The sequence below is a fragment of the Enterococcus sp. HMSC061C05 genome (assembly GCF_001814765.1).
Taxonomy (GTDB): domain Bacteria; phylum Bacillota; class Bacilli; order Lactobacillales; family Enterococcaceae; genus Enterococcus_B; species Enterococcus_B lactis.
Genome location: NZ_KV817729.1, coordinates 59,231 through 65,295, shown reverse-complemented (window position 1 = coordinate 65,295; position 6,065 = coordinate 59,231). Strand labels below are relative to the sequence as shown.

Below are 6,065 nucleotides of genomic sequence, written 5' to 3'. Positions count from 1 at the left end.
TGTCGTAGGTTCGAGTCCTACTGCCGGAGTAAAAGTAGATGTAAGAAATGTCTTGTGATATTTCTTACATCTTTTTATTTTGAGCAGGACTTTAGATAATTTTATTAATATATGCTAGCATGCTTTTGTAAATAAAAGAAAGAGGGCGTTTGAATATGTATCTTAAAATTACGGATCAAGCACAAGAAAGATTACAAAAATATATTGATGAAGGCGCGACAGTTATTTTGGATTTAGATGATGGTGTGGGTGAATATTCTAAAATGGGTGTTTGCTCTTTAGATACTAGTTTCCGTTTACTTCTTCTTGATAAAGAACAAGGAAAAAATGATTATAAACTCCAATTAGATAGTGATATTGGGGAAGTTTATATCAAAGATTATTCAAAAATGTACATGGATGAACACATGACCCTTTCTTTAGATCCACGTCTAGGTGTATTCACTCTTGAAAGTCCAAGTGGTTCTTTAGACAGCCATGTACAATTAGTCGATCTACGACCAGAAAAATTCTCTGGCATGAAACAATAATTTTCTCTTCATTGATCCATGATCCATAAAACTAGTCTCAATCGAGCTACATTGAAAAACAAGACAACGTTCTTAACTTGGTAAATAAAAAAGACGACACATTTTGTCGTCTTTTTTATTGATTAGCTATTTTTGATAAATGATCGCATAGCTTGTGCCATTATTTCTGGCTTTTCTCTATTCAATTCCTGTTTTCCGTTTTCGATAAACAGGAGTCGGCTATTAGCTGAAACTTTATATAACCGTTTTGCTCCAGGCTTGTTTGCATAATCTTTTGTACCGCATAGCATAAAATCAATTTAGGAAGTCGTGATGTACGAAGCTGTTTTTTGCAATCTAATGTTTTAAGTAAACGAAGTAGGGTAAGGCTTTGCTTTTTAGACCAACCTAATTTTTTAAACATTTTAAAAGGTACGCAGTAAAAATAAACATTCTAGAAAATAAGCAATAAGCGATTAGGAGATTCAAATTGTGGATCAATTAAATCGATGGAGTACTCGGGGGCACTGAAACATCCATAAAGCAAGTAGCCCCGCTATCGATTGTCAACAGAGTCACTTACTTTAATGTGATTCCATTAATTTGGAGAATAAATGAACTTTCACTCTACTACGATGGTCATCCTGAAAGAATTATCAACCATCGGAAGACCTAACATTTCCTTTCCGAAACCAAATTGATACACAACAAACTCATAACTTCCCGGATCACTTGGCGCTTTGAAAGAAATCTTTCCATTTTGTGGAGTCATTTTATTGGTTTTAGAATCTTTCGATAACCGAATAGGCAGGTTAGAAAGACCATTTAGTTCAATTTGCTTGTTTCCTAATAAGGCAACAAGGACGTATTCCTCCTAATGACACTTCATCATTGCCAACCATCAAGATATCTTCATCCGAACTTTGACTTAATATTTCAGCTTTTTCGATCAATTTCAGAGTTGCTTGATCAGTACCACCATATTCGTTGGTCGCATTTGCCGTGATACTTAACCCAAAACTTCCCAATACAATTGTACATAGTATTATATCTACCTCGAATTTACGTGTTTCAGTATCTAGAGGGAATATTATTTCTAGAACTTTAACCCATAATAATAAACGGGCGGTTTCTAATGGTCAACTAGTTGTAAACTAAACAAGAGGTGATGATTATGGAATTAGCAGTGAAATTAAAGTATTCATAGAAAAAAGAGAGGGGTTTCTCAAGAAGTTATTGCAGAGCCGTTAAACATTACGCGACAATAAGAGTCGAGCAATCGATTGGATGAATTTTTTTATTCGCATACGAACTGAAAAATTCTTTTTTTGTTTAAAATAAAAACAGTTTTGTGGGATTTTCGTGGCATAAAATAAAAAACAGCGCAGACACATTGTTAAACCAACATGTTGCACTGTTTAAGGAAGCCACTTGCCGGGCTTGAACCGGCGACCTCTTCCTTACCATGGAAGCGCTCTACCAGCTGAGCTAAAGCGGCATTATCATTAATACAAATAATAGGATAACGAATATTAATGTATTTGTCAATATGTTTTTTATCAAAAAAATGTGTTTTTGTACTAATGAAACAATTCTAAGAAAAAAGTAAAAATAACAAAAAATGCTAACGGTTTCTTCTAGAATATAGTAAAAAAATTCAAAAAAAGTATTGCGTTATTTGAAAGAAATTGATATTATATTCATGTACTTGATTCCGGCATAGCTCAGTTGGTAGTAGCGCATGACTGTTAATCATGATGTCGTAGGTTCGAGTCCTACTGCCGGAGTAAATAAAGCTTATGCAAAGAAAAAGAAATCCAAACACTTGGGTTTCTTTTTCTTTTATTATTATGATGAATCAAGCTTTCTGTTTTTGTCACGTATGTTGTAATCTTTACGAGAGAGTAGAGTTGGCTACTCATAATCAACCATACTTCCCATCATCGCTAAATACGAAATAAATCAGCATTCCTACACCAATCAAAGCACAAGCTGCACCAAGAAAAGGGATGATATTCCCAAAGTTTTCTGTATTCATAAGTATGCCACCACCCACAAATAAAAAGCCGCCAGCAATCAGGTTTTTCATTTTATTCATTCTCCTTTCTTATGTTATAGTAGTTCCTTCTTTCAATGAGTATTTTGAAAGATATCTTATTGTATGATGTTCTTCTAGGCCTCTTCTTTATTATACAGGCCATTTTCGTTATCTCATAGAAATATTCCTTTTTATCTGAAAATTATTGTATACCATATGATATTTTTCTTCATGAAGTTGTAAGTATATTCTCATTCAAATGAAAATTTCATCATAGAAGAGATTGTATTTCTAAATTCTTAAGAGTAAAATACGAAGTGTAACTTGGATTTGGAAGGATGATTGGATGAAAGCTATTACACCGGATATGACAACAAAATTTGACAAACAGTTTCAAGCAAATAACAAACAGCAGGCATTGCAGCGGGCTGTCGTGAAGAACGGGATTACTGCTTCTGCTGAAAATATTTCAGCACATGTGGCGAATACACCAGTATTTTCTATTGATCTGGCTACAGGAAAAGTGGCTAATCAGATGCAATCGGGCCGTTGCTGGATGTTTGCTGCATTGAATACGTTCCGTCACAAAATGCTGAATCAATTCCATTTAAAAGAGTTTGAATTATCACAAAATTATACTTTTTTCTGGGATAAATATGAAAAGGCAAATTACTTCTATGAAAACATCATTGCAACTGGAAAAGAGGCTATTGATAGCCGAAAAGTGGCTTTCTTGCTAACTACTCCTCAACAAGATGGCGGTCAATGGGATATGATCGTTTCATTATTCCAAAAATACGGTGTTGTGCCCAAATCGGTAATGCCGGAAAGTGCGAATAGTTCAAATTCTCGAGATTTGAATAACTACTTGAACAAACTACTGCGTAAAGATGCAGTTGTGTTACGCGAAATGGTTGCTCAAGGAGAAACATTAGACGCTATTGAAGAAAAAAAAGAAGAAATGCTAGAAAGTATTTATAACTTCTTAGCCATCTCATTAGGAACACCTCCAAAAGAATTCGATTTTGAGTACCGCGATGAAGAACAGAACTATCATCTTGACCGAGGACTTACACCACAAATTTTTTATGATAAATACATCGGTGTAAAATTAGATGATTATGTTAGTGTGATCAATGCACCAACAAAAGACAAACCATTCAATCGTTCTTATACAGTAGAGATGCTAGGGAATGTCGTTGGCGGGAAAGAAGTTAAATACCTGAATGTTGATATGGAAACTTTCAAAAAATTAGCGATTGCTCAGCTTGAACAAGGAGAATCTGTATGGTTTGGTTGTGATGTAGGACAATCTTCTACTAGAACCAGTGGCATCATGGCCTTAGATGCTTATTCGATGGATGATCTATTCGATACGGATTTCACAATGACTAAAGCTGAACGTTTGGATTTTGGTGAAAGTTTGATGACCCATGCGATGGTATTGACTGGCGTTGATTTAGTGGACGGACAATCAACAAAATGGAAAGTCGAAAACAGCTGGGGCGAAAAAGTTGGAAAGAACGGTTTCTTCGTTATGAGTGATGCCTGGATGGACGAATATACGTACCAAATCGTTGTCAGAAAAGATTTGTTGACGAAAGAGCAACTAAATGCGTTCAATGAAGAACCAATTGTGCTAGCTCCATGGGATCCAATGGGTGCTTTAGCATAGGTAAATAGTTCAATAAAGAGTATGCATTATAGATAAAAAAGAGCTGGCTTAAGTCAGCTCTTTTTTATCTATAAAGTCCATCTCCTGCTTTTTATGGTCTCTGTGCTATAATTCTAAATAAAGGGATGAGGATTGGAAATAATCCTTTTATCATGAAACAAGTATGATGACAAAATAGAATAAAATTAGGAGTAGGGGGGAAAGTCATGGATATCCAAACTGTTTTATCTGATCTGAAACTAAATGGGAAAGTGATTCCAGTTGTTGGCGGCGATGTGAATCAAACTTATCGTATAAAAACAGAGCAGCGTGCTTATTTTTTGAAAATCCATCCGAATGTAAAAAAAGGTTTTTTTGAAGCAGAAGTAGACGGGTTAAAAGAGCTAGCTGCATTCGTACGTGTACCAGATACGTACATGCTGGGTGAAACAAGTGAAGGCGCTTATTTGTTAATGGAATGGATCGAGCCGGGAAAAGGAGATCAACGAGATCTTGCTGCAGCTTTAGCTAATCTCCATCAGCAAACAGCGCCGCAATTTGGTTTTCGAAAAGATAACTATCTAGGTACACTTATTCAGAAAAATTCTTTTGAAGAAGATTGGTGGATTTTTTTCTTTAAAAATCGGCTTGAAGCCCAGATTTCTTTAGCAGAAGAAACGAATCGTTGGAATGTACAGCGGCAAGAAAAGTATCTGCGATTTAAAGAACGAGTATTGAGATCGGTTGAACCCAAAAAGATCACTCCACGCCTCTTGCACGGAGACCTGTGGAGTGGTAATGTGTTCTTTGACCAGCAAGGACAACCAATTTTTGTCGATCCGGCTGTTTCTTATGGGAATCGGGAACAAGATATCGCAATGAGTCAATTATTCGGCGGTTTCCGACCGGAATTTTTAGATGCCTATCAAACTATATTTCCATTAGAAGAGGGATGGGAAGATCGACTGCCGATTTACCAGTTATATTATCTTTTGGCACATTTGAATATGTTTGGAGAAAGTTACGGTTCCCAAGTAGATCAATTACTAGAAAGTTTTTAAGAGGAGGGCGTGTTTTTGGCAAAGAAATATACCAAAAAGCATGAAGTTTCATATTATGAGTGTGACATCAATCAAACGATGACATTTCCTTCGATGTTAGGAGTAGTTATCAAAACATCTGAAGATCAAAGCGACCAGTTGGGAAGAGGCAGTGAATTCGTCAATAGCTTTGGACTGACTTGGGTCATCACGAATTATTCTATGGAGATTAAACGTTTACCTAGAGTCGGTGAAGTAATTTCAGTAACGACTCAAGCCATGGAGTACAATAAGTTTTTCTGTTATCGGAACTTCTGGATCCATGATGAAGATGGGGAAGAATTAGTCAAAATAGAATCTGTTTTTGTATTGATGGATTTTGTGAATCGAAAAATGAGCAGTGTTAATGAAGAGATCATTGCTCCTTTTGAGAGTGAGAAAATCAAGAAAATCAAGCGTCAGGAAAAAATTGAAAAGATTGATTCGGGCTTCATGCTGCCATATCGTGTTCGTTTTTATGATATCGATAGTAATCAGCATGTTAATAATGCGATGTATTTTAATTGGATCATTGATGTATTGGGATATGACTTTTTGACTACGCATGTTCCAGAAAAAGTAATTATTCGATTTGATAAAGAAGTAGAGTACGGGAATGAGATCGAAAGCCATTTTGAACAAGTCCCAATCGAAAATGGTGTCAAAACAAAACATGAAATCCGAATGCAAGAACAGCTGTATTGTGAAGCCAATATTCTATGGAAAAATAAATAAAAAAGAGGTTGTGACAGAAATGGTCAGCTTCAAGAAATAAGAAGAAATTT

The 6,065-nt window shown here is 35.6% G+C and carries 6 protein-coding genes, 2 tRNA genes and 1 pseudogene; 5 read left to right on the top strand and 4 right to left on the bottom strand.

Going from position 1 to position 6,065, the window contains the following annotated elements; translation table 11 throughout:
• Window positions 1–155: 155 nt before the first annotated feature.
• On the top strand, window positions 156–530 hold the full coding sequence (locus HMPREF2988_RS03455) for an iron-sulfur cluster biosynthesis family protein (protein ID WP_002310873.1): 375 nt from the start codon (window positions 156–158) through the stop codon (window positions 528–530).
• Window positions 531–652: 122 nt separating this feature from the next.
• On the opposite strand, the pseudogene HMPREF2988_RS13160 reads toward HMPREF2988_RS03455, so the two are convergent.
• The 3 genes and pseudogenes from HMPREF2988_RS13160 to HMPREF2988_RS03445 form a co-directional block, all read right to left on the bottom strand.
• Window positions 653–1,014 (bottom strand): annotated as a pseudogene (locus tag HMPREF2988_RS13160) (hypothetical protein); the annotation flags it as partial.
• Window positions 1,015–1,339: 325 nt separating this feature from the next.
• Window positions 1,340–1,537: a hypothetical protein gene (locus HMPREF2988_RS03450; RefSeq protein WP_257243293.1), complete on the bottom strand. Its 198-nt coding sequence runs from the start codon at window positions 1,535–1,537 to the stop codon at window positions 1,340–1,342.
• 397 nt (window positions 1,538–1,934) lie between these two features.
• Window positions 1,935–2,007 (bottom strand) — tRNA-Thr (locus HMPREF2988_RS03445).
• Between the two features lie 215 nt (window positions 2,008–2,222).
• On the opposite strand from HMPREF2988_RS03445, the gene HMPREF2988_RS03440 reads away from it, so the two are divergent.
• Window positions 2,223–2,296: transfer RNA gene (locus HMPREF2988_RS03440), tRNA-Asn, on the top strand.
• Window positions 2,297–2,433: 137 nt separating this feature from the next.
• Here HMPREF2988_RS03440 and HMPREF2988_RS13725 read toward each other — a convergent pair.
• A complete protein-coding gene (locus HMPREF2988_RS13725; RefSeq protein WP_002328975.1) occupies window positions 2,434–2,598 on the bottom strand; it encodes a hypothetical protein in 165 nt (54 codons plus the stop codon).
• Window positions 2,599–2,893: 295 nt separating this feature from the next.
• Between HMPREF2988_RS13725 and HMPREF2988_RS03435 the strand changes: the two genes are divergently transcribed.
• From HMPREF2988_RS03435 to HMPREF2988_RS03425, 3 genes are all read left to right on the top strand, one after another.
• Complete coding sequence (locus HMPREF2988_RS03435) at window positions 2,894–4,222, top strand: C1 family peptidase (RefSeq protein WP_002315464.1); 1,329 nt, start codon at window positions 2,894–2,896, stop codon at window positions 4,220–4,222.
• A gap of 206 nt (window positions 4,223–4,428) precedes the next feature.
• The gene (locus tag HMPREF2988_RS03430) at window positions 4,429–5,262 is read left to right on the top strand and encodes a fructosamine kinase family protein (RefSeq protein ID WP_002315463.1); all 834 of its coding nucleotides are present in this window, start codon (window positions 4,429–4,431) and stop codon (window positions 5,260–5,262) included.
• 15 nt (window positions 5,263–5,277) lie between these two features.
• Window positions 5,278–6,015 (top strand): acyl-ACP thioesterase domain-containing protein, encoded by a 738-nt coding sequence (locus tag HMPREF2988_RS03425; protein ID WP_002315462.1) that lies wholly within the window; start codon window positions 5,278–5,280, stop codon window positions 6,013–6,015.
• The last annotated feature ends 50 nt before the right edge of the window (window positions 6,016–6,065 follow it).